20 protein-coding genes and 1 pseudogene are annotated in these 24,663 nt (G+C 59.3%); 7 read left to right on the forward strand and 14 right to left on the reverse strand.

Going from position 1 to position 24,663, the window contains the following annotated elements; translation table 11 throughout:
* Positions 1–159: 159 nt before the first annotated feature.
* The 4 genes from WYH_RS03740 to WYH_RS03755 all read right to left on the reverse strand — a co-directional run bounded on the left by WYH_RS03740 (position 160) and on the right by WYH_RS03755 (position 5,608).
* Positions 160–384, reverse strand: coding sequence for a hypothetical protein (locus WYH_RS03740; protein ID WP_053833380.1), 225 nt, complete (start codon positions 382–384; stop codon positions 160–162).
* 222 nt (positions 385–606) lie between these two features.
* Positions 607–3,108 carry a TonB-dependent receptor gene (locus WYH_RS03745; protein WP_046902773.1) on the reverse strand — a complete coding sequence of 834 codons (2,502 nt, stop codon included), beginning with the start codon at positions 3,106–3,108 and terminating at the stop codon, positions 607–609.
* Between the two features lie 244 nt (positions 3,109–3,352).
* Positions 3,353–4,279: an isopenicillin N synthase family dioxygenase gene (locus tag WYH_RS03750; protein ID WP_046902774.1), complete on the reverse strand. Its 927-nt coding sequence runs from the start codon at positions 4,277–4,279 to the stop codon at positions 3,353–3,355.
* Between the two features lie 9 nt (positions 4,280–4,288).
* On the reverse strand, positions 4,289–5,608 hold the full coding sequence (locus WYH_RS03755; RefSeq protein ID WP_046902775.1) for a NupC/NupG family nucleoside CNT transporter: 1,320 nt from the start codon (positions 5,606–5,608) through the stop codon (positions 4,289–4,291).
* 155 nt (positions 5,609–5,763) lie between these two features.
* Between WYH_RS03755 and WYH_RS03760 the strand changes: the two genes are divergently transcribed.
* Entirely contained in the window at positions 5,764–6,411 is a 648-nt protein-coding gene (locus tag WYH_RS03760) for a queuosine precursor transporter (protein WP_413226754.1), read from the forward strand.
* 255 nt (positions 6,412–6,666) lie between these two features.
* Here the strand turns inward: WYH_RS03760 and WYH_RS16425 are convergent.
* From WYH_RS16425 to WYH_RS03815, 10 genes and pseudogenes are all read right to left on the reverse strand, one after another.
* Positions 6,667–7,439 (reverse strand): IS5 family transposase gene (locus WYH_RS16425; protein ID WP_244877932.1). Its coding sequence is split into 2 segments (ribosomal slippage): positions 6,667–7,121 and positions 7,121–7,439, totalling 774 coding nucleotides; the frame shifts between segments, so codons are not numbered across the junction.
* A gap of 69 nt (positions 7,440–7,508) precedes the next feature.
* Positions 7,509–7,898 (reverse strand): transposase, encoded by a 390-nt coding sequence (locus WYH_RS03775; RefSeq protein WP_169780697.1) that lies wholly within the window; start codon positions 7,896–7,898, stop codon positions 7,509–7,511.
* 70 nt (positions 7,899–7,968) lie between these two features.
* Positions 7,969–8,349, reverse strand: coding sequence for a winged helix-turn-helix domain-containing protein (locus WYH_RS03780; RefSeq protein ID WP_046902776.1), 381 nt, complete (start codon positions 8,347–8,349; stop codon positions 7,969–7,971).
* A gap of 123 nt (positions 8,350–8,472) precedes the next feature.
* A pseudogene (locus WYH_RS03785) lies at positions 8,473–9,411 on the reverse strand (nucleotidyl transferase AbiEii/AbiGii toxin family protein).
* Positions 9,408–9,986 (reverse strand): hypothetical protein, encoded by a 579-nt coding sequence (locus WYH_RS17095; protein WP_082348058.1) that lies wholly within the window; start codon positions 9,984–9,986, stop codon positions 9,408–9,410. The pseudogene WYH_RS03785 and the gene WYH_RS17095 overlap by 4 nt, the downstream one beginning before the upstream one ends.
* Before the next feature lie 139 nt (positions 9,987–10,125).
* On the reverse strand, positions 10,126–11,253 hold the full coding sequence (locus WYH_RS03795) for an ABC transporter permease (RefSeq protein WP_046902777.1): 1,128 nt from the start codon (positions 11,251–11,253) through the stop codon (positions 10,126–10,128).
* A 1-nt stretch (position 11,254) separates the two neighbouring features.
* Positions 11,255–14,005, reverse strand: a complete 2,751-nt coding sequence (rbbA, locus tag WYH_RS03800) for a ribosome-associated ATPase/putative transporter RbbA (protein WP_046902778.1) — start codon at positions 14,003–14,005, stop codon at positions 11,255–11,257.
* A gap of 5 nt (positions 14,006–14,010) precedes the next feature.
* Positions 14,011–15,087, reverse strand: a complete 1,077-nt coding sequence (locus WYH_RS03805; RefSeq protein ID WP_046902779.1) for an HlyD family secretion protein — start codon at positions 15,085–15,087, stop codon at positions 14,011–14,013.
* Positions 15,084–16,574, reverse strand: coding sequence for an efflux transporter outer membrane subunit (locus tag WYH_RS03810; RefSeq protein ID WP_082347800.1), 1,491 nt, complete (start codon positions 16,572–16,574; stop codon positions 15,084–15,086). Before WYH_RS03810 ends, WYH_RS03805 begins: the two co-directional genes overlap by 4 nt.
* A 164-nt stretch (positions 16,575–16,738) precedes the next feature.
* Positions 16,739–17,086 (reverse strand): hypothetical protein, encoded by a 348-nt coding sequence (locus WYH_RS03815; RefSeq protein WP_046902780.1) that lies wholly within the window; start codon positions 17,084–17,086, stop codon positions 16,739–16,741.
* Between the two features lie 495 nt (positions 17,087–17,581).
* Between WYH_RS03815 and WYH_RS03825 the strand changes: the two genes are divergently transcribed.
* From WYH_RS03825 to WYH_RS03850, 6 genes are read left to right on the forward strand one after another with little or no spacing between them, the layout of a single operon-like run.
* Entirely contained in the window at positions 17,582–18,241 is a 660-nt protein-coding gene (locus tag WYH_RS03825) for a TetR/AcrR family transcriptional regulator (protein WP_082347802.1), read from the forward strand.
* 60 nt (positions 18,242–18,301) lie between these two features.
* The gene (locus tag WYH_RS03830; RefSeq protein ID WP_046902781.1) at positions 18,302–20,056 is read left to right on the forward strand and encodes a PHA/PHB synthase family protein; all 1,755 of its coding nucleotides are present in this window, start codon (positions 18,302–18,304) and stop codon (positions 20,054–20,056) included.
* Positions 20,057–20,059: 3 nt separating this feature from the next.
* Entirely contained in the window at positions 20,060–21,481 is a 1,422-nt protein-coding gene (locus tag WYH_RS03835) for a bifunctional enoyl-CoA hydratase/phosphate acetyltransferase (RefSeq protein WP_046902782.1), read from the forward strand.
* Positions 21,478–22,668 (forward strand): acetate/propionate family kinase, encoded by a 1,191-nt coding sequence (locus WYH_RS03840; protein ID WP_046902783.1) that lies wholly within the window; start codon positions 21,478–21,480, stop codon positions 22,666–22,668. Before WYH_RS03835 ends, WYH_RS03840 begins: the two co-directional genes overlap by 4 nt.
* Positions 22,665–23,438, forward strand: coding sequence for an enoyl-ACP reductase FabI (gene fabI, locus WYH_RS03845; RefSeq protein WP_046902784.1), 774 nt, complete (start codon positions 22,665–22,667; stop codon positions 23,436–23,438). Before WYH_RS03840 ends, fabI begins: the two co-directional genes overlap by 4 nt.
* Positions 23,435–24,643 (forward strand): phospholipase A, encoded by a 1,209-nt coding sequence (locus WYH_RS03850; protein WP_046902785.1) that lies wholly within the window; start codon positions 23,435–23,437, stop codon positions 24,641–24,643. The genes fabI and WYH_RS03850 overlap by 4 nt, the downstream gene beginning before the upstream one ends.
* Positions 24,644–24,663: the final 20 nt, after the last annotated feature.

Below are 24,663 nucleotides of genomic sequence, written 5' to 3' on the forward strand. Positions count from 1 at the left end.
CACAGGCCTTACCTATCAGCGTCCAAGCGTCAATTGGCGATCCGGGTTTGGCACCGCCTAATCGCCAAGATCACGGGATTCCGGTCCATCGGGCAAAGAAAAAGCCGCCGGATCTCTCCAGCGGCTTTCCGTTTTGAAATCCCGTATGGGAACCAGGCCTTACGGGCTGGTCGGCAGATCGTCGTTGTCATTGTCGTTGATGCCGACGAGCACAACCGTCAGGGCGGCAGCGGCCAGGACACCAACGAGAATGGCCGGGCTAGCCTTTTCAGATTCGGAAACCGGCGAAGAGCTGCGGCTGTTTGCAACCGGAGCCGCTTGGGCTGCGCTGGTGCCAGCGACCAGAGCGGCAATTGCCGTCCCGAGGATATACTTACGCATCATCTTCTCCACCTCTTTATTTCGACTACGCAACTACACGTATAAGATTGTGTGCGGCAAGGGTTTTTTGCGCCGCATCGCCTGTATTCCGGGATGAAACGATCCAAATGGGTGATCCCTCCCCCCATGAACGCCAGCAAACAAAAAGAAACGGCGGCACCGTTAGGCGCCGCCGTTCCCTTTCTTTTCAGCAGCCGGAATTAAAATCCCCGGCTATTTGCCGGATCAGAAGCCGAACAGGATCGAACCGCTGATGGCACGCGGAGCGCCAATCTGGACATTCGGGCCCGAATTATCGAGCGAACCGTCATATCCGCCGACATAGAACTCATCGAACAGGTTCGAGACGTTCAGCTGCAGCGCGATATCGCCGCCCAGCGGGCTCTGGCCCACGGTGTAGCGAAGATCGAGATCGACCACGGTGTAGCTGCCGGTCTTTGCACTGTGAATGTCGTTCACCCAGCGCGAGCCGGTGTGCTTCACCTGCGCGCCCAGATCGAATTCACCAAAGCTGACCTGCCCGCGGGCACCGAAGGAATAGGCTGGCGCACCACTCTCGCGATTACCGGCCGTGGGAAGGAACACGGGGAGTCCGTCGCCATCGACACCTTCCTGAATGTCGTCCTTGATTTCGGATTCGTTCAACGAACCGAAAACATAGAGCAACGTATTCGTGGTCGGGCGAATGGCAACCGATGCATCGATGCCGTATTTGTCGACCCGTCCAAGGTTCCGGTAAAGATATTCATCCAGAACCGGATCATAGGAAGTCGCAAGACGATTGTTGTAGCGGGTGAACCAGCCTGCAATCTGCGCTTCCACGATGCCGGACTGATAACGGAAACCGAGGTCGAAACTGTCGGTGGTTTCCGGAACCGGCCGTGCTTCCGGCGTATAGTCCAGATAGAACGAATCATAGAGCGGATCCGTGCCGGGGACCGAAATGCCCTTGGCGTAGTTCGCGAACACTGATGCATCGGGGACAAAGAAGTAGGTGAAGCCTGCGCTCGGCAGCAGCTTGTCATACTTGTAGGTCCGCTTCTGCGGCGGTGCCGCGTTCGGATTCGCAGCTTCGTAAGCCGTCGTATCCTGGTTGCCCAGGCAATCGATATAACCCGACGCCGAAGTCGTATAGCAACGCTGGTCCAGCTTGCGCGTGAAGAACGGTGCGGCAAGCCCCAGAACGACCGTCAGATCATCTTCCAGGAAACGGCCACGATATTCACCCGCCACCTTGTTCAGGATGGCGAAGGACTTGCGATCACGCTTGTTGAGCGCAAACCCGTCCACCGTGAACAGCGGATCGTTGATCGGGAACACGTCCTGAATATCGCCATTGATGTCCGCCATGGAAGTCATGCCGGTCTGGCGATGGTTTGCGTGGTCCCAGGTATAGGCCAGGCGCACGCGATGCTGGTCGGAAATCTCGTAAGCCAACGAACCGATCACACCGAAACGATGCGTACGGGTCTGGCTGGGATCGAAGCCGCTGACTTCGTCCAGCATGTCTCCGTCGCCGTTCAGATCGCGGCCGAAATAATAGCCACCCCGGATGAAGCCGGTATATTCGACACCATTGATGGTGCGGGTACCTTCGAGGAGTTCCTCGTTACCGCCGCCATTCGCCTTCACATACTGGTAGCTCGGGTCCAGCGTGAGGATCAGGTTGTCAGCAAGCGTCAGGCGTGCCGAACCGCGGATATTGCCGGTGTTGGAAGGATTCCAGCGACGATCGAAATCGGCACCGCAACCATTCACGCCATCCGGATCGACATAGCCCGGAGCAGCAACTTCTGCCGGCGTTTCGAAAACCCCCGGCGAGCTTGTGATCGTGCAGGGATAGTTGATGTCGTAGAAGCGCGCTCTCTTCTCGCCGGCATCAACCAGGTCCTGCAATTCGGTTGCGCGGTACTTCGATCCTGCGAAATTGTTGCGGTTTTCGTTGTAATGGCCGGAAATCGACAGGAAGTCGCCATTCGAGCCGAGATCCTGGAAAATGCGGCCGTTGAACTGCGTCTTCTGGATCTGGCCGTAATTGTTGAAGGCGTTGTCATACTTCGTATAGCTGCCCGACACGAAGGCGTAGGTGCCGAAGCCGGACAGATCGCCGGTGTCGATCATGCCGAAAGCGCGCTTGTAAGGGCGGCTGCCGGCGCCATCGGCAACCACGTCGCCATAGGAAAATGTCGCGGTGATGCCGAATTCGTCAGCCGGGCGGCGGGTACGGATGTTGATCGTACCACCCGCGGCGGAAGCAGTCGGGCTGTCGATATCGGTAACGCCGAGATTCACGTTCACCGATTCCAGCACTTCGGAATCGACCTGCTGGTTGGTGTACATGGCGTAGTTGCCGGAATCGTTTAGCGGGATGCCGTCCACGGTCTGCGAAACGCGGTCAGCGCCGAAACCACGAATGGTGAAGGAACCGCCGGACGAGCCCCAGGGATCGTTGTTCTGGAAGCTGACGCCCGGAACAAGATTGACGATGTCGTTTACGGTCTGACCGGGACGCTGTTCGCGAATGACTTCCTGGTTGAGAACCTGCTTCGCCTTGGGCGTATCGGGGATTTCCACCCCGCCGACACCCAGCTGGAGAGCGCCGGTGACGATGATCGTATCTTCTTCGAAATCGAGCGCGCCGGTAGATTGAGCTGCGGCGGGCGATGCAAGCAGCGCAGCGGCCGCCATCGATGCCGAGCTGGCGGCCACTAGAAACCTGGTCTTCATTTCGGAATGTTCCCTTGTTGATTCCCTGACGTGGCGCTTGCGTATGGACCGCCGGAGACTCAACAGTGTCAGGCCGATGACAATATGGTTACAGCCGCGACCAAGCCTCCAAGAGGGCCAGTGAGACGACCTTTAACCCTTGAATTCACGCGCCTTTTTACCCGCTGTTGCCGCATCGCAACATAGCGGGAGAAGTTTATTGCGGTGCAAAACTCACGAAGGTGCGAGCGGTTCCCGCAGGGGTTCAGACCAGATTGATCTCGCGCAGGCGCTGCATCAGGTAATCATGCGCCGTTATTGGCGCCTCCACCTCGTGCTCCCGCCCTTCTTCGACGCATTGGCTCAGTGCGCGGATTTCAAAGTCGGGCCGGAAGTGGAGGAAGAAGGGCATGGAATAGCGTGATCGACGCGCAGCCTCGCCGACAGGGTTGACCACGCGATGGGTCGTGGACCGCATCACGCCATTGGTCAGGCGCTGCAACATGTCGCCAATATTCACTGCCAGCGCACCTTCGGGCGGCGCGACCGAAAGCCATTTTCCTTCCCGCGAAAGCAATTGAAGCCCGGATTCCTCGGCACCCAACAACAGGGTGATCGTGTTGATATCTTCATGCGCGGCGGCCCGGATCGCGCCATCGGCGGATTCCGGCACGGGCGGGTAATGCAGCAGCCGCATTACCGAATTGCCATTCTCCACCGTCGGATCGAAAAAGTCCTCCTCCAGCCCGAGATGCAGCGCAATTGCCGACAATATGCGGCGGCCGGTGGTTTCAAAGGCCAGGAACAGTTCCTCGAACGTTTGCTGGAAACCTTCGATCTCCTGCGGCCAGACATTGGGCGGCATGAATTCTTCCAGCGGATCGCCTGGCGGCAGGCTGCGGCCGACATGCCAGAATTCCTTCAGATCGTTGATCTGGGCATCCTTCGCCCGTTCCGTACCGAAGGGAGTATAGCCGCGCGCACCGCCCATCCCGGCCAGGTGATATTGCCGCTTCACATCTTCCGGCAACGCGAAGAACTGCCTGGACAGATCCCATGCACGGGCAATCAGATCAGGCGCAATGGGATGGTCGCGCACGATCGCGAAACCATATTCGGTGAAGGAACGGCCCAGCTCATCCGAAAAATCGGCGAGCGGACGGGTGAGGGATACGGATGCGACTTCGGTCATGGCCGCCGCTTACACCTGCAGGAAGAGTCCCGCCAGAGCCGCGCTCATCAGATTGGCCAGCGAACCGGCAGCCAGGGCACGAAGGCCCAATTTGGCGATAACGGGCCGCTGGTTGGGGGCCAGCCCACCCGTGACCGCCATCTGAATCGCGATCGAGCTGAAATTGGCAAAACCGCACAATGCGAAAGTGACAATGGCCCGCGAACGATCGCCCAGAGCCGACGCGTTCACCATGTCCAGTTCGATGAAGGCGACGAATTCGTTCAACACCACCTTGGTGCCGAACAATCCGCCAGCATAACCTGCTTCGCCCCACGGCACGCCGATCAGGAACATGATCGGGGCAAAAATCCAGCCAAGGATCTGCTGGAAGGACAGGGCCGGATAACCGAACCATCCCCCCACAGCGCCCAGCAACCCGTTGGCCAGCGCCACCAGTGCAACGAATGCCAGCAACATGGCGCCAACCGCCACGGCCAGCTTCACGCCGGTCTGCGCGCCCTGCGCCGCCGCTTCGATGATATTGGCCGGAACTTTGCCATCCTCGAACGTCTCGGCGACTTCGACTTCATGCGGTTTTTCGCCTTCGGTCAGCGCCGCGGGGCCTTCCGCGCTGATGCGCGACCGCGGCAGCACGATCTCGCCGTTCTCGTCCACATATTGGCCCGGCGTATCGGGCATGATCAGCTTGGCCATCAGGATGCCGCCCGGCGCGGACATGAAGGTCGCCGCCAGTAGAAAGGGCAGATATTCACGCCCCAGCACCCCGGCATAGGCGGCCAGGATCGTGCCCGCGACACCAGCCATCCCCACTGTCATCAATGTGAAGAGTTGCGACGGTTTGAGCGCCGCCAGATATGGCCGCACCACAAGCGGGCTTTCCGACTGGCCGACAAAGATATTCGCCGCCGCCCCGAGCGATTCGACCCGCGTGATGCCGGTGATCCAGGCTATCGCCCCGCCCAGCCAGCGCACCACGCGCTGCATCACACCCAGATAATAGAAGATCGACACCAGCGAAGCGAAGAAGATGATGACCGGCAGGGCGGAGATCACGAAAGTGCCGGACAGCGGGTTGCTTTCCGCCGAACCGAACAGGAATTCCGTCCCCGCATTGGCATAGGACAGCAGCGCCGAAACACCATCAGAAAGCCCACGAATTGCCGCCCTGCCCCACGGCACGCGGAGCACGAACAGCGCCATGCCGGCCTGCAGGCCGAATGCCGCCAGCACCACCCGGAGGCGGATATTGCGGCGATCGGTGGAAATGAGGACGGCGATCGCGATGATCGCAGCAATGCCTAACAGGCTGGTCAGTGCTTCGGGCATAGAGGCAGGAATGTGGGGAAAGTCCGGTGCTGGAAAGGAATTAGGTTATTGAAGCAAAAGCCGACTGCGCTCAAGCAGGCTTCTCCGATTTGTCACACACTCCCCTCCCCGCAGCGAAAGTTCCCTATCCAATGTCCGGCCAGCACCCGACACATATGATGACCGCCAGCCTGCCCAAGGCCCTGTATGTATTCACGGCTTTCTACGGGGGCATGGTCTGCATCGCCGGTGTCCTGGGCGCGAAGCAGGTGGCGCTCGGCCCGCTGGCGGTGGAAGCAGGCATTTTCCCCTTCCTGCTATTGGTGGCGATTTCCAGCACCGTTTCAGCGCATTATGGCAAGGCGGTGGCCGATCTTCTGGTTCGGTTCGGCTTTGTGCCGCTGATAATCGCGATCCTGCTCACTTTCCTCGTGATCCAGTTGCCCACGGATCCCGGCATGTACGAACCGGCCAAGGAAGCCTTCCCCATCATCCTGGGGCAGAGCTGGCGCCTGATGGCCGCGGGCATCCTCGCCTATGGCGTATCGATGACTCTTAACGTCTATCTGTTCGACAGGCTGGGAAAGATCGGCTCACGCTTTGTAGCCGTGCGCGGCGCGGTGGCCTCGCTGATCAGCCAGGTGGTCGACACGCTCGTCTTCATCACCGTGTCATTCTACGGCGTCCGTCCGATATCGCAGCTGATCGCGGGACAGGCGCTGGCGAAGGTGGTTCTTTCGATCGTGCTCGTGCCGCTGCTGATCCGCGCCTTTCTGGCGATCGCGCGCAAGATCGATGGCAGCGGTGAGGCCGCTGCCGCCTGAACGGCCATTATCGATTTGTCGGTAATGGTAGCGGAGGAGGGATCCATGGATGCCAGTTATCCAATTGATAATTTAGGATACATTTAGAGGAGACCCCAGAAATACCCCCTTCACTACCCCCAATATGGGGTTTTACGATAAGACAATTCAGGGATCGGACGAGCTGAGTTCAGACACCATTTGACCAAGTGATTTTTGTCTCTTCAAAGGTCAGAAACGAGTCAGAGTCGCTGCTCTTCGCACAGCGTCGGATCATTAGGCCGTAGACTCATTAGTTGCGATCCATAACCGTGCTGAGAAGAGCTTAATGGCAGCGAGGAAGTTATCGGCGCGTTTGTCGTAGCGTGTCGCCAAGCCTCTGGCGTGTTTGAGTTTTCCGAAGAAGCGCTCGATCAGGTTGCGATAGCGGTAGAGGAAGGCGCTGAAGGCGAAGCCCTTTCGTCGATTACGCTTTGCCGGGATGTTGGCGAAGCCGCCGTTGCTTTCGATCCGTGCGCGGATAGCATCGCTGTCATAGGCCTTGTCAGCCAGGAAAGTGCTGCCGGGTGGTACGACATCAAGCAGCGCTACAGCCTCGCGGCAATCGCTGGCTTGTCCTTCCGACAGATGCAGGCCGACCGGTAAACCCCGGCCATCAACCAGCGCATGGATCTTGGTAGTCAGGCCGCCCCGGGAACGTCCCATGCAGCGATTGGGGGCCCCCTTTTTAGGGTCGCACCATGCTGGTGGACCCGGATCGAGGAACTGTCGATCATGACCAGTTCGCCATCGAAAGCGGCGCTGACGGAGGACAGAAGCCGGTCCCATACGCCAGCTTTGCGCCAACGCACGAAACGGTTGTAGCACGTCGTGTATGGCCCATAGCGCTCCGGGATATCCGCCCAGGGGCTGCCTGTGCGAAACCGCCACAATATCCCATTGATCACCCGACGATCATCAACACGCGGAACACCGCGCACCTTGTTCGGCAACAACGGCTCGATCACCGACCACTCGAAATCCGTAAGCTCAAATCTGCGACGGCTCATCCAAGGCTCCTTCAAATGCCTTGAATCAATCCAATCTACATCTCGCAAGCCAGTTTATGAGTTTACCACCTAGGAGACCTGTGCGCGGGTGGACGTAGACCATTGGAGTAGAGCGTTTTTTGATCCTACGGCGGTGGAATAGAGGAACCACGCCCCGCGTTCCTTGAGGATCGCGTTGGCCTTCTCGCTCTTGTGGCTGGAGAGGTTGTCGAGGATCACCATGTCGCCCGGCTTGAGCGTGGGAGCGAGTTGGGTCTCGACCCAGGCCTCGAAGATTTGACGGTTCATCGGACGGTCGATCACCCAGGGCGCGGTCAGGCCATCGTGGCGCAGCGCGGCGATGAAGGTCTGGGTGCCCCAGTGACCGAACGGAGCCTTCATCCTCAGCCGCTGGCCTCGGCGCGCGCGACCCCGCAGGCGGGTCATCTTGGTGGTGGTGCCGGTCTCGTCGACGAACACCAGCCGTTCCGGGCGGCGGCGCATCCACGGCTGGCGATGGTCACGCCAGACCCGCCGCGCACGCACGATGTCAGCGCGATCGGTCTCGCTGGCCAGCAGAGTTTTTTTTGACAGTAAAACCTGCCGCCTTGAGCAGGCGCAGCACCGAGGTGTGATGCACGCTCACCCCATGTTCGCTCGCCAGCCGCTCGGTCAGTTCGCACAGGGTCAGCTCACCATCCGCCTCGACCCAGCCGATCACCATCTCGCGGTAGGCGCCCAGCTTGCCGCTGCCCGCAGGTCGACCCTGTTTGGCAGGCGCCACCGACCCGGTCTGCGCCTGGCGCTGCGCCAGCCTGACCGCCGTCGCCGCGCTCGCCCCAAAACGCCGCGCCGCTGCCCGTCGCGAACCACCCTCAGCAATCGCCGCATAAATACGGACACGAAGATCAGAAGAATGCGCTCTGCCCATGATCCACCTCCAAGGAGGAGGAATCACAAATCGACCCGCCAAGGAAACCTTCGATTCAGGTTATCCGCAGAACGCTCTAGACATGGACTGCGACAGGGTCACGAGATCGCTTCTTGCCTCCCTTCAAAGTCGATGAAGGTGTGCAGCAAGACGCTCCAGCAGCACTGCCATAGAAGGTTGATCATCATAATAGAGAGCACTTGTACTCCGGTATGCAGCTTCGAACCGTGATCGCGTCTCCGGATCGGAAAGCAGGAACGCTTCATTCCGTATAAGTTGCTTTTCGTCGGCCGCCGGGAAGCGAGCTTCCTTGTGTGCAAGGTAAGCTCTGCTGCCTATGAATGCTTGGACATCGGGATCCTCAAGAAGGCAATAGACATCATAATAATGCCGCAGAAAGTTTTGCGGCATCTCGCCGGTTTCCCCTTGCCGGCGAAACTTGGTTGAGATTGTCTGGAGCTTCTCGACGAGAGTGTACCCTGGCTCATAGCACGGCACGTCGACTGCCCGGTTGTCAGTAATATCCGGAACGCCGCTGGCGGCAGCCATATCATAGGCTCAAGATGAAATCAGACACGGTCGATTTGGAGAGACCTGATCGAAGCCTGCCTCAAGCAGAATACCCGACTTTATGCCTGCGGGAAGATGGTTGAGTTCGGGATAGAGCAAGCGAATGCCAGCACTCCGCAGTCGCTCGTCGTCGAAATTGTGATCGCGCTCCGCTGTGAGGAAGCCCGGAATGCTCAACCGAGGCGGCAGGCTATCATAGAACTGCCGCCGCTCATCGACATGGATCCGCTTGTTCTGGTTCCTTCCTGTCGGGAGTTCACTATCGGGATGGATAAGAATGTCGATGTCTTCGGAAAAGCGGTGGATCAGGCGGAAGCCCTTTGACAGCGAGGTGCCGCCCTTGAGCTCGAAGCCAAAACCCAACTGCTGCAAACCCCAGATACCATGCATGATCCAATAGTCTTTTTCGACTAGGCTTGGGTCGATTGCGTGGTTTCGGGCAGTCACGGCAATCAGATCGCCGAAATCAGGCAAGTTGTGCAGCAGCGTCATGTGCTGTGCAGCACAGGCGACAATAACCGCTCCGCTCGAGCCGAGCCAAAGTCGCGGACGGCCCGTGCCAGGCGTTTGCGATCCATTCCTCGCGCGCGCGCTAAGGCTTTAGGCAAGATGCTGGATGCATCTTCAGGCAGCCGCTCGAGGTTATGAAGCAGGTCTACGAGCAAGACCTCCTCGGTCAGATGAGCCGGTAAGGTGGCGCGCATACGAAAATCATACTCGCGACCATCGAGCTTGAAGCGCCCATGCCGCTTGTGGTTGTAGACGACCGGCACGTTGTGAAGCTGCGTGGTGCCCACACCTAGGCCATTGTAGGCATTGGGCGACACCATGAGAAAACGTTCATCCCCAAGGAACCTCCCCACCAGTTTCTCCGGCTTTGCCGGAGCATTACCAAAGCGGGTCCGGCGCGGCGCCATGTACAGACCGTTCGCCACCTTCTCAAGGCGTCCTTTCGCGACAAGCTGACGCAGATGCCGGTCAACGGCAGTTGACCAGCGTGCAAGATCTTTACGCCGGTAAACTTGCCCTGGTCGCAATTTTCGCGCGAGTTCCGTCACTGCCGACACTGAATGCTCCTTTGGTTTCCAGATAGGATCATTCAGACAAAAATGCAATTTTCTCATTAAAAATTCATGCACACGTTGACGGCGATGGCACCAAAACACCCAGTTCTCCTGAAGCAAATCTTGCCTACCTGCACGCGAATCACGCCATCGATGCGATCGTCTTACGGAAGCGCGAGAGCGCAATTGCAAAGAACACCACACCGATCGCTGCCGCCGCAGCAAACTGCGGCCAGACCACATCGATTCCGGCTCCGCGAAACAGAATCGCCTGCCCCAGTTCAACGAAATGAGTGGTTGGCGCAGCGAGCATGACGGTGCGCACCACCTCAGGCATGCTTTCGCGAGGTGTCGTACCCCCTGAAAGCATCTGCAGCGGCAGAAGCACAAGCACCGCCAACATCCCAAACTGCGGCATATTGCGCGCAATGGTTGCCATGAATATGCCCATTGATGTCGTCGCGAACAGCACCAGCGCCGCGCCAGAAAAAAACAGTGTTAACGATCCTGCGACCGGGATGTCGAGCGCTCCGCGTACCACCAGGTTGAGTGAGGCAAACGACGCCACCAGCACGACAAGGCCCATCGACCAGATCTTGCTCGCCATGATCTCGAAAGGCGTCACTGGCATGACCAGCAAATGCTCGATAGTGCCGTGTTCGCGCTCTCGGATCAACGCGGCCCCGGTCAGAATAATCGAGAGCATCGCGATGTAGTTGATGATCTGAGACAGGCCACCGAACCATTTTTTGTTCAGCGTCGGATTGAACCGTGCGCGCACTTCAAGGTCTACCGGGAGGCTTGTCTTGCTGCGGTATCGCTGCATGAAAGCAGTCACTTCACCCAGCGCAATTTGCTGGATGTAGCCGCTCCCGCTAAACGCCTGAGTCATGCGCGTCGCGTCAGTGTTAAGCTGGATTTCCGCCTTACGCCCTGCGAGAATATCCTGCTGGAAACCCGAAGGGATGTGCAGCACGAACGTATAGATTCCTGCATCCAGGCCGGGGTCGATCTGCGACGGAGCGATGCGATCGGGTGTCTTGAATTGGGGCGGATAGAATGCCGAAACGATCCGCTGCGACAGCGGCGAATTGTCCTCGTCGACGACGGCGATTGCCGCCTTGTTGAGGGTTTCCGGCATTGAAGAGGCGGACGTGTAGACCGACGCCGTGAACAGGAACAGGATCAGCACCAGCATTGTCGGGTCACGCCAAAGACTCCACAGCTCCTTGACGCCAAGCCGGTAGATGTTGGAGAGCTTCTGGCGCATGCTACTGCTCCTGCTTGCGCAACAGCGCAATCGCGACACCGATGATGACCGGGATTGCCAGCATCAGCGGCCAGAATGATCCCGCCAGATCGCCGAAACCCAGTGCCTTGTTGAATACCCCTCGGCTGATCGTGAACATATGGCTGGCCGGATAGACTTCACCGATGATACGGCCCGTACCCTCCAATGAGGAGACTGGATCGAGCATGCCCCCGTAGGTAACCGTGGGAATCAGCGTGCCGATCATCGCCAGGAACATCGCGGCGATCTGGCTTTTCGTGACGGCCGAAGCCAACAGCCCCATACCCGTGGCGATAACGCAGAAAAGCAATGCGGCCACCACCAGAGTCAACACGCTACCTGTGATGGGCACGTCGAACAGAAACACACCCAACAGCACCATGACCGTGAAATTCAGCATCGCAAGTCCGACATAAGGCAATTGCTTGCCCAGCAGGAATTCCGTTCGCGTGACCGGCGTAACATAAAGATTGATGATCGAGCCCGTTTCCTTTTCGCGCACCACGGCAAGCGCTGCGAGCATCGCGGGCAACATCAGAAGCAGCATTGGAATGACGACCGGCACCATCGCTGGCAGGCTCTTGACGTCGGGATTGTAACGGAAGCGGTTCTCGACCGATACCGACGAAGCGGTCGTCATGCCGGCCATGCGCATTTGCTCGGAGAGCCAGAGCTGATGCATGCCCTGGATATAACCCTGCACGGTTTCCGCACGAGACGGCATCGCGCCATCGAACCAGGCGCCAATGGCTACCGGCGCGCCACGCATTACATCCCGCCCGAAGCCGGGTGGAATCTCGATTGCAAGCGCTAGTTCGCCGCTGCGCATCCGCTTGTCGAGGTCGTCATAATCGGTGATCGGGCGTCGTTCGATGAAATACGGAGACCCGGAAATGTCAAGCTGATAGCTTTGACTCATCGCACTCTGGTCGCGGTCGAGCACGGCGTACCGTAAATCGTTTACGTCCATGCTGATGCCGTATCCCATCACGAGCAGCAGGATGACAGAACCTGCAATCGCCAGTGTACCACGGACGGGGTCGCGTCGCAGTTCAAGCGTTTCACGCCAGACGTAACTGAACAGCCTTTGAAGGCTGAACCGGCGTCTCGCAGGAGGTTGATCGTGAACTGGCTCGGCCTGTGCCTGGAGTTCAGGGATGTCCTCCGCTGGCGCCCCGCCTTCTCCGGCAGCCTCGAGCAGATAACCGATGAAGGCATCCTCGAGCGACTTCGCGCCCCGCTTTTCGACAAGCTTTGCGGGCGCGTCGCTGTCGAGTACCTTGCCTGCGTGCATCATCGACATGCGATCGCAGCGTTCGGCCTCGTTCATGAAGTGGGTGGAGATGAATATTGTCACCCGGTCGCGCCGCGACAGTTCGACAAGCAGGCGCCAGAATGAATCGCGCGCGACCGGATCCACGCCCGACGTTGGCTCATCGAGGATCAGTAGCTCCGGGTTGTGAACCATAGCCACGGCAAGACTAAGTCGTTGGCGAATGCCCAGCGGCAGACGCTCGGGCAATTCCTCCATCTCTGACTCAAGGCCAAAGCGGCCGGCGATCTCGACAACACGTCTGGCGATCTCTTCAGCCGGAACGTGGAACAAGCGCGCATGGAGTTCCAGATTCTGCCGCACCGTCAACTCGCCATAAAGCGAGAAGGACTGGCTCATATAGCCCACCCGGCGGCGTGTAGCGATGTCGCGCGGGTCCACCTCGTGGCCAAACAGCCAGGCCTGCCCTTCCGTTGCGGGGAGCAGGCCTGTCAGCATCTTCATCGTCGTCGACTTGCCGCAGCCATTGGATCCGAGAAAACCGAAAATCTCGCCGCGGCGGATGCGGAACGAAACATGGTCGACCGCAACGAAGTCCCCGAAACGCATGGTCAGCCCTTGCGCCTCGATGGCAATGTCATTCTCCTCGACATCGAGCGGCGGAATGACCACCGGTGCGTGGCCATCTTTGCGCTCTTCGGGCAGAAGTTCGGCGAAAGCGGCGTCAAGATCGTTGCAGCCCGTGCGCTCGAGCAGCTGGGCAGGTGTGCCGGTGGCTAGGATCGCGCCATCGTCCATCGCTACCAGCCAATCGAAGCGTTGCGCCTCGTCCATATAGGCGGTGGCGACGATTACGCTCATGCCGGGGCGCTGTTTGCGGATGCGCGCGATGAGATCCCAGAATTGCGCGCGCGCCAACGGATCGACGCCGGTCGTGGGTTCGTCGAGGATGAGCAGGTCCGGATCGTGGATCAGCGCACAGCATAGACCCAGCTTCTGCTTCATTCCGCCCGAAAGCTTACCCGCCGGACGCGACAGGAAGGTTTTAAGGCCGGTACTGCGCGTCAGGTCATCGATGCGCCGGCGTCGCTCGCCCGCGTCGTGACCGAACAGGCGAGCGAAGAACTGGAGGTTCTCTTCGACCGAAAGCGTTGGATACAGGTTCTTGCCCAAGCCCTGCGGCATATAGGCGATGCGCGGACAGACATTCTCACGATGGCGTCTGTCGGCCATATCGCCGCCCAGCACTTCCACCGCCCCGCCCTGCACGGCCCGCGCGCCGGCGACGAGAGAGAGAAGACTCGACTTGCCGACCCCGTCAGGGCCGATCAGGCCGATCATCCGTCCTGAAGCGATCTCGAAATCGATGCCGCGCAGGGCTTCCGCCTTGCCGTAGTGCAGATGCACTCCGGCAAGGCGGACGACCGGCGGTCCGCTCGGGGGCTGGGCTGTCGCCACCGGTCTTATTCCTTAACGAGGTTGCTGAGATTTGCGGGCCAGTCGGCTTTCGGATCAATTCTGACATAGGCCATGCCCGGAAGGCCAGTCTTTACGATATCGAGATGGCGCTGCAACAGGGCCGGATCGATCCGCGCGCGCACGCGGAACATCAGCTTCTGACGCTCACTTTCCGTCTCCACCGTCTTGGGCGTGAACTGGGCGACATCGGCAACGAAGCTGATCTTCGCAGGGATCACGATATTGGACGCTGCATCGAGAACGAGGCGCACCTCGCTGCCGATACGCACCTTGCCCGCCGCCGTCTCAGGCAGGAAAAAAGTCATGTAAACGTCCGTCAGGTCGACAAGGTTCATGACGCGTCCACCGCTTGCCACCACCTCGCCCGGTTGTGCAACACGGTACTGGATGCGACCAGAACGGGGCGCGCGAAGATCACTGTCCGCGATATCCGCCTTGATACGCACGATCGTAGCCCTGACGGCATCGACATTTGAGCGTGCGCCGATGACCTGGCTGCGTGATGCGGCGATGCTGGCGTCGACCGCCGCCAGCTGAGCTCGAGCCGCTTCGACGGTGGCCGCTGCGCCCTCAACCGAAGCCAGATTGTCATCCCGCTCCTGAACCGCCGTAGCGCCTTCGCGCGCCAGAGTTTCAGACCGTCCATAACGCTTGCGCGCGGCATTGAGTTCAGCCTCTCGCTGGCGGACTGTCGCCATGGCGGAGGCGCGCTCGCTTTGACGCTGGCTGACCTGGGTTTCGGCTATCTGGACATTGTTGATAGCCTGGGCGAGCTGGGCTTCGGCTTCGGCCAACTGGGCGCGCATGGTCTCGGTATCCATATGGGCGACAACATCACCCGCTTTGACCAGTTGTCCCTCTTCGGCGACGATGTCGCGGATACGCCCAGCGGTCTTGGCGGCAATGTCGATCTCGACCGCCTCGATGCGCCCGTTGCCGCTGGCGATACCTTCCGGAAGTTCCGCCGGCTTGAGCAGCAGATAGAGTGCTATGCCTGCCGCGATAATGGCCACGGCGATCCCGCCCAGGACAAGCCTGCTTTTGCTCTTGGCCTGCGTCATTGCGTCTGTCCCCTATCGCTTTCTGTCGAGTTCGTCTGGAAGGTCTGATCGGCTACGAAGCCGCCGCCAAGCGCCGAATAGAGCGCGACGATGCTGGAAATTTCAGCGCGCCGCAGCTGGACCAGCGCCTGTTCGGCATCGAACAGATCGCGCTGGGCATCGAGCACTTCGAGATAGGCGGAGCGACCGTTGTCAAAACGTAGCTGAGCAAGGCGCGCGCGCTCGCGCTGCGCGCCCAGCATGTCACGGGTAGTTTCGATCTGCTTTTGCAGCTGGCGCCGCTGAACCAGCGCATCGGACACATCCCGAAAACCGGTCTGGATCGCCTGCTCATATTCGGCAACGGCGCGCACCTCGCGCGCTTTTGCGACGTCAAGGTTGCCCTTCAAGCGCCCGGCATTGAATAGTGGTAGCCTCAAGCTGGGCGTAAAGCTCCATGCTTCACTGCCGCTTGAGAACAGACCATCCAGTTGATCGCTCATGGTGCCATAGGCGCCAGTCAATGAGATATTTGGCAGAAACGCTGCGCGTGCGGCACCGATATTGGCGTTGGCGGCACGAAGCCCATATTCCGCGGCCAGGATATCAGGGCGATAGAGCAGCAATTCCGATGGTAGCCCAGGCGGAAGGACCAGGCCTTCAGGCGCCTCGGCGAGAGATAGGTGTCCGGGCGCGATGCCAATCGAATGACCGACAAGAAGCGCCAAGGCGTTACGGTTGACCGCGCGATCCTGCTCCAGTCCATAGAGGGTCGTGCGGGCCTGGGCGAGCAGGGTCTGCGCCTGCATCATGTCAAGTTTCGAGCCGGAGCCCACTTCATAACGTCGCCGCATGATCCGCAGCGATTCCTCACGCGTGGAGATCGAGTTGCGGGCAAGGGCTATGCGTTCTTCATATTCGCGCTCCAGGAGGTAACCGTTCGCCACCTGTGCCACCAGTCCGGAGGCAACCGACCTGCGCGCCTCCTCTGTTGCCAGATACTGCCAGCGCGCGGCATCGCGCAAATTGCGCAAACGGCCCCAAAAATCGATTTCCCAGCTTGCGCTCAACTGCGCGCTGATCTGCTCGGAACTGACCATTGTCGCCCCAGCTCCGGGAATATTGGCTAAAGTGCGCCCACGGCTATAGCCACTCACGGCGTCAAGCTGCGGATAGAGCGCAGCCCCTTCGATCCGCCAGGCGGCCCGCGCTTCGGACACACGGCTTGCCGCAATACGAATATCCCGATTATTTTCGAGCGCTTCGCCAATCAGCCGCTGAAGTTCAGGCTCGCGAAAAAATTCGCGCCAGCTCGTTCTGGCGATCGATCCGCCCGACGCATCAGGCGCATCATATGCAGTAGGTACCGGCATGGCCGGCGCGACATAATCGGGCGTGAACGAGCAGGCCGACGTACCGAGGAGCAAAAACGCGGCGAGCAAAAGCCGCCGCCTTTTCACGGCGATGCCCGGCCCTTTCCCATAGGGCCATTCCCGAGATTGCAACATTGGTACACCGTCCCTCGTCAACCCAACCAGGCAAGCAGTCCGCGTTACCACAACGCTGGCCACTTGCGACGACTGGTCGTCAAATTTTAGTTTGCCGCCGGAGCCTTGGCTTTGGAGCCCGGACGGCATCCGCAGGAGCGGCAACGGCATCGCCCCCCTGGAAGTCACCGCGTCCAGACATCGAAAACTCTACGAGCCCGCTGCTGCGCATCCTCTATCGAGAATGCGGCCCCGACGGCATCTCGCCATTCCGCAACCGCAGCGCTTACATCCGCCAGCGACGCCTGTCGGTTTTGCTCTACCTCCATAACAATTTCCGGCCATTGCGACAGCAATGGGAATTGAAACGGGGACACCTGCGGTGCGGCACCTGCCTGCGTAAATACCGCAAGACCTTGGGACGCAATTTTCGCCTGTCGCTGCGCGGCTACGCGGGCGACCTCGAACAAGGCCTGCCCCAGTTTTTGATTGGCACTTACAAGCGAAGTCATTTGATCAAATGGATAGCTCATCCGAAAACTTTCCTGACTGAAACGATAGGCATATCTGGAGAATGATCGCCCAAGGAAGAAATCAAAGTCACCCGTTAACCATATACTACCCGCTATTCATGGTAGGAACGGATCCTGCAAAAAAAGCAGCTAGCGCCGAAGTAAGGCAGACCACGGCCTGAGCAATTTCTTCGGGCCCTCCTCGCCGGCCAACCGGAATGGAAGATATTATCTTCGCGCGCACAGCGTCAGGCACAGTAGCCACCATGGCAAACCGAGACCACATCGCAGCCGACTGCCTTCAAAGCTTTTGCAATTGCGGTGCCAATGCCGCGCGTAGCGCCAGTGACGAGTGCCAAACTAGACATAAGAATCCATATTCTCAGCGCGACTTTAACTCCGGAACAGATTTTTCTGTTCGCGAAGAATCATATGTATACGCACGAGTATACCTTCGCTTATGATTGAGGTCCAGCGGATGCGAATCGCATTCCTAAAAAAGGAGATTTTGCGATCATGCCTGACCGCACTCCCAATGCTGCGCCCCATGCCCGTACCGGTCGACCAACAGTGACGGCCGGCAAGCGGCTTGGCGCTCATATTCTGGAGGTCGCCAGCAAGAATTTCCTTCAGCATGGGTACGAAGGCGCGAACATGGATGAAATCGCAACAGACGCTCAAGTTACGAAGCGGACACTATATCGGCGATACGGATCGAAGATCGGCCTATTCGGGGCTGTCATTGACCATGAACGGACCTGCTTTATCGAAGCGCTGGTTGTCCAGACGGAAGGAACCAGCGTTCGTGAGCGCATTTCGGTTGCTGCCCAAAACATCCTAGATGGATTTTTAACGCCGAAAGTGATCGACTTTGACAGGCTTAAGGCGGAAATTGAAAGACTTGTCCCCGATTATTCGGACAATGCACTGCAGATTGTAACAAGCCATTGGGTCGATATCATACGCGAGACGCTCTTGGCCGATCCGGAAACTGCAAAATACGATAACGATGAGATCGAAGACATTGCTTCGTTACTGCTGGACACGCTCGTGCTCGCGCCACGTATGCGTATTCGTATGCTTAAAGTTCTCGATAACACGCCTGCAGCCAAGTCAGCCCATATTGACCAAGCACTGGACTTGCTTGCGGCAGGGATACCCTCCCTGCGCCGGTAGTCGGGACCTGCGCGCCCGCCCCTCTCGATTTAAGATACACGATCAGGATGCAAGAATCTCATGGTAGATAGAGACCCGCAGCATAGCGATCCCCTGGACGGTTTCGCCCAGACTTTGGACCGTATGGCCGCTTCTTCAATCGCTCAAGCAACCAGCGGATTGTCACCTGCTACCCTCTTCATGGCAATATCCGATTGGGCCATTCACATGGCGAGTTCTCCGGGCAAACAGCTTCAGCTTTCTGCAAAAGCAGCGCGCAAATCTGCCCGGCTGCTCGACTACGCGGTACGAAAAGCCCGTGATCCTGACGCCGCGCCCGCAATCGAGCCTTTGCCGCAGGATCATCGCTTCGTCGATCAAGCCTGGCAGAAGCCCCCCTTCAACCTTATCGCCCAGTCTTTCCTGCTTAATCAGCAGTGGTGGCATGCGGCGACGAGCGGTATCGATGGCGTCTCACGCCATCATGAGGATATTGTGAATTTTGTGGCGCGCCAGTTTCTCGACTATTTTTCGCCCAGCAATTTTATCGCTACCAATCCCGTTCTTCTCAAGCGCATCGCCGATACCGGAGGGCAATGCCTGGCGGACGGCGCCGCCCATTGGCTCGAAGATATGCAGCGCCAGTTCCGCGGCGAACCGCCAGTCGGCACCGAGGCTTTCAAACCCGGTGAAACCGTGGCGACCGCCAAGGGCAAAGTCGTCTTCCGCAACCAGCTGGTCGAACTTATCCAGTATGAACCGACAACAGACAAGGTGCGACCGGAGCCCGTGCTGATCGTACCTGCATGGATCATGAAATATTATATTCTGGATCTGTCGCCGGGAAATTCGATGGTCAAATGGCTGACTGCGCAGGGTTATACCGTCTTCATCCTGTCCTGGCACAATCCCGGAACGCAAGATCGCGACCTTGATCTCGATGCCTATCGCCGCCTTGGTCCAATGGCGGCGCTCGACGCCATCACTACCATTACCGGTGCGAGCAAGATTCACGCGGCTGGCTACTGCCTGGGCGGTACGTTGCTCTCAATCACTGCAGCCGCAATGGCGCGCGATCATGACGAACGCCTGGCCAGCGTCACCCTTTTGGCGGCACAGACGGAGTTCAGTGAACCGGGCGAGCTTGGTCTCTTTATCGATGAAGCGCAGTTGCACATCCTCAAGAACATGATGTGGAGCAAGGGCTTTCTCGACAGCAGCCAAATGGGCGGCGCCTTCCAGATATTACGGTCGAACGATCTGGTCTGGTCGCATGTACTTGGAACCTATCTGATGGGCGAGCGCGACGAGATGATCGACCTGATGGCGTGGAATGCCGACGGGACCCGCATGCCCTATGCGATGCATAGTGAATATCTGACACGGCTTTTCCTCAACGACGAGCTTGCCGAGGGGAAATATACGGTCGAAGGGCGCAATATCACCTTGTCCGCTATCCGCGCGCCGTTCTTTGTAGTCGGTACCGAACGCGACCATGTCGCGCCATGGAAATCGGTACACAAGATTCATATGCTGACAGGCGCGGAAGTGACGTTTGTTTTGACGAGTGGTGGCCACAATGCGGGCATAGTTTCTGAACCCGGCCACAAGAACCGGCGCTATGAAGTACTGACCCGCCCGGCTGATGGCCCCGCCTATGACGCGGACGAATGGCGCGATGGCGCCCAGAAGAAGCAGGGTAGTTGGTGGACCGAATGGGACGCATGGCTGGATGCGCGTTCCGGAGAGCCGATCACGCCCCCCGCCATGGGTGCCGCAGATAAGGGGTATGCCCCCATTGCCGACGCTCCCGGTCATTATGTGCTGGAGAAATAAGACGTGTCCGGCACTGACATGATCGAAAATCGTACCTTCGACGAGATTACTGTCGGCGAAACCGCCAGTATGACCCGCACTCTCTCGCAAAAGGATATTCAGCTATTCGCATTGGTTTCCGGTGATGTGAATCCGGCCCATCTGGATGCAGACTTTGCCGAGGGCGACTTTTTTCGCCGGATCATAGCTCATGGCATGTGGGGTGGCGGTCTGATTTCAGCAGTATTGGGAACCGAACTGCCGGGGCCTGGAACCATCTACCTGGGTCAGTCGCTGCGCTTCAAACGTCCGGTCGGCATTGGTGATATCATCACGGCATCCGTGACAGTCACGGAAAAGCGGCCCGACAAACATATCCTCCTGCTCGACTGCCGCTGCGAGAACCAGGCCGGCGAGACCGTTATCACGGGCCAGGCCGAAGTTATGGCGCCGACGACGAAGATCAGCCGGCAGCGCGTGGCTTTGCCGGAAATCCGGCTGTCGGATCATGGCGCCTATCACCGGCTGATTGAAACGGCTTCGAATGCTTTCGTTCCCACTGCCATCGCCCATCCCTGCACTGCGGCTGCACTTCTTGCGGCAGTGGAAGCGGCTGAGGCCGGACTGATCGAGCCAATACTGGTCGGCCCGGAAACCCGCATTCGCAACGCGGCAGAAGAAGCCGGCAAGGACATCTCCGCATTCCGCATCGTTCCGACTGCTCATAGCCACGATTCCGCCGCCAAAGCGGTCGAACTTGTGCGGTCGGGCGAAGCGGCACTGCTGATGAAGGGATCACTTCACACAGACGAACTGATGGCTGCCGTGGTCAGTCGCAGTTCGGGGTTGAGGACCGAGCGGCGCATCAGCCACGCCTATATCATGGATGTCTCTGGCCATCCCGAACCGCTCATCATCACGGATGCGGCGATCAACATCGCGCCCACACTGATCGAGAAAGCCGACATCATCCGCAACGCGATCGACCTTGCCCATGTCATCGGGCTGGCAGAACCGCGCGTCGCAATTCTTTCCGCGGTGGAAACGGTCAACCCCGCCATGCCGACCACGCTTGACGCAGCCGCATTGTGCAAGATGGCCGACCGGGGACAGATTACGGGCGCCCTGCTCGACGGCCCGCTGGCCTTCGACAATGCGATCAGCGAAGCGGCGGCGCGGGAAAAGGGCATCGTATCCTCCGTCGCCGGAAAGGCGCAGATTCTCGTCGTGCCCGATCTGGAAGCTGGCAACATGCTGGCCAAGCAGCTCACCTTCCTTGGCGGAGCGGATGCGGCAGGCGTGGTTCTGGGTGCGCGCGTTCCCATCATCCTCACCAGCCGGGCTGACAGTCTGCGGACGCGGCTCGCCTCCTGCGCGGTCGCGACCCTGCTTGCGCGCGCAGCGACCAACGCAGCCCCGGGCCTTCCACAAGGCTCCGCCGCATGAAGGCGATTGTCAGCCTCAATTCCGGCTCGTCCAGCATCAAGTTCGCCCTCTACGTCCTCGACGCGGATCGTGCCCCCTCCCTCTCGGCTGCCGGTAAAATCGAGCGCATTGGCATTTCCCCGCACCTCACGATCCGGGATACGTCGGGCGAGACGCTGGTCGTACAGGACTGGCGGGACCAACATGGCCTTACGCATGCCGACCTGCTCGCCTGGCTGTTCGACTGGGCAATCTCCCATCTGGACGGGCGCGAGGTGATCGCCATAGGCCATCGCATCGTTCATGGCGGTGTCGATTTCGCCGTCCCCTGCCTGATCGACGATCTTGTGCTGGACGAACTTGAAAGGCTCTGTCCGCTGGCGCCGCTGCACCAGCCCCACAATCTGGCCGCAGTCCGGGCGATTACCGCGCTCGCACCAGACCTGCCGCAGGTCGCCTGCTTCGACACGGCCTTTCACCATGACCGGCCAGAACTCGCCACGCGCTTCGCCATCCCGCGCGCATTCCACGATCAGGGGATCAGACGCTATGGCTTCCATGGCCTGTCCTATGAATATATTTCCCGTCGCCTCGCAACGATCGATCCGGCGCTTGCGGCCGGTCGCGTGATCGTCGCGCATCTGGGCAACGGCGCATCGCTGTGCGCCATGGCCGATGGCAGGAGCGTGGACACCAGCATGGGCTTCACCGCGCTGGACGGCCTGATGATGGGCACACGCTGCGGCACGATCGATCCAGGCGTGGTACTGCACCTTCAAACACAGATGCGAATGAGCCCGCAGGAAGTTGAAACTCTTCTGTACAACAAGTCGGGCCTGCTGGGCGTATCGGGCATTTCGAGCGATATGCGCGCCCTGTCCGAGAGTGGCGCACCCGAAGCGCAGGATGCGATCGACCTGTTTACCTGGCGGGTAGCGCGGGAGGCAGGCGCTCTCGTCAGCATCCTCGGCGGGGTGGATGGAATCGTCTTCACGGCCGGGATTGGCGAAAACCATGCCGATGTGCGATCGCGCATCTGCCGCAGACTCGAATGGCTGGGCATCAGGCTGCAGGCGCATGGCAATATGTCCAATGACACCATCATTAGCCATCCCGACAGCAAGGTAAAGGCATTGGTCATTCCGACCGATGAAGAGCGCATGATCGCCCTTCACACCCTCTCGGTTCTATTTGGAGTAGCGCAATGAACCCTCTGGTAGACCTGCGCGGCAAGCGCGGCCTCGTCATCGGCGTCGCAAACGAACATAGCATCGCTACTGGCTGCGCCGACGCCTTCGCCCAATGCGGCGCGCGCCTGGCCGTGACCTATGTGAACGAGAAGGCTAGGAGCTGGGTCGCGCCTGTTGCCGAAAAGCTTGGCGCCGAGTGGAGCGCGCCTTGCGACGTGCGTGAACCGGGGCAACTGGAAGCCCTGTTCGAAGAGGTGCGGGAGCGCTGGGGCGGGCTCGACTTTCTGCTTCACTCCATCGCCTTCGCGCCAAAGGAAGACCTGCACGGCCGCGTAGTCGACAGCTCGGCAGAAGGTTTTGCCATGGCGATGGACGTGTCCTGCCACAGCTTCCTGCGCATGGCAAAACTGGCCGAGCCGTTGATGAATGAGGGCGGCTGCCTGCTGTGCGTCACCTTCTATGGCTCGGAGCGGGTAATCGAACATTACAACCTGATGGGGCCGGTCAAGGCAGCGTTGGAAAGTGCGACCCGCTATGTGGCGGCTGAACTCGGTCCCAAGGGCATCCGCGCCCATGCGATCTCGCCCGGCCCGATCGCCACACGCGCGGCCAGCGGGATCGATCGGTTCGACGAACTGCTCGATCGGGCAGCCGCGCAGGCTTCGCAAGGGCAACTGGTGGATATTGGCGACGTGGGTTCCCTTGCCGCCTTCCTTGTCAGCGATGCGGCCAGACGCATAACCGGCACCGTCATTCCCGTCGACAATGGACTGCATCTCCACGCATGAAACACCTGCCCAACTTTCCCGCCGCCCTGCTGGCTGCATCCGTCCTCCTGCCCTTTCAGGCGCAGGCCAGGGAAGATGTCGAAATATTGATCAGGAATGTTGATGAGCGTGATGCCAATGGCTTTGCCCTTGTTGATATCCGCCTTCTGAATTCCGATGATGCAGCGCAAACGGTCCCCCTGCCCGACCGGATCGAGGCGCGAGTGACGCTGCCTGGCGGCACACACAGCGTCTGGCTCGACCGTGGGCCGACCGTTCCCGCACAAGTGATCGTGGCCGCCCATGGCTTTGCCTGCGCGCAGTACCGAGTTTCCGATGCATCGGTAAACCAGGGCGCGTTGCTCTCTGTTCCGGCATGGGGTCGCCAGCAGATCGCTCTTTCCGCACGTCATGGGCTTATGCCAGACCAGCCCGGCGAACAGGCGCAAGCAACCGTGCCGGTGCCGCCCCCTACGCCATCCGCCGCCGATCGTTCAGTCGGCAATGCCTTTATAGACAATCTCTCGCCTTATGAGCCGATCTATGCCGTCTATGGCCCTGGAACCAACAGCGAGGCCCGTATCCAGCTGAGTTTCAAGTATCAGCTTTTCGGCAGCCGGCTGCGGGAAGACCAGCCTGCCTCCCTCAAGGATGGCCTCTATTTCGCTTATACCCAGCGTATGTTCTGGGATCTGGGCGCGGACTCCTCACCCTTTCGCAATATCGATTTCCAGCCCGAAATCTTCTACCTTGCACAGCCCAAGGCCCTATCCGATACAGCGACTCTCAGTGGGCAGGTGGGCCTGCGTCATGAATCCAATGGCCGAGATGGCGATGCATCGCGCAGCATCAACATGGTCTATGTGACGCCCATGGCGGCATTTTCGCTAGGCGGCGATTGGCGGCTGACTGCCGCACCACGTTTCTGGCTCTATGTCGGCGACCGCTCCGATAATCGCGATATCCGCCGATATCGGGGCAATAGCGGCTTCTTTATGGAAGTTGCGGAAGTTAATGGACTGCGCCTCTCCACCTCCACCCGGTTCAACTTCGGGAGTGGCAAGGGAGCAGTGTCAGCCGATATTTCCTATCCATTGCGCCGCATTCTGGGCGACGGCCCCGACTTTTATCTCTTTGGCCAAAGCTTCCACGGCTATGGCGAAAATCTTCTCGATTATAACAAACGCGCCACGCGCCTACGCATCGGTGTGGCCCTTGTTCGATAAAAAACGTGATTTAGCCCTCT

This window comes from Croceibacterium atlanticum (genome assembly GCF_001008165.2).
In the GTDB taxonomy this organism is placed as follows: Bacteria; Pseudomonadota; Alphaproteobacteria; order Sphingomonadales; family Sphingomonadaceae; genus Croceibacterium_C; species Croceibacterium_C atlanticum.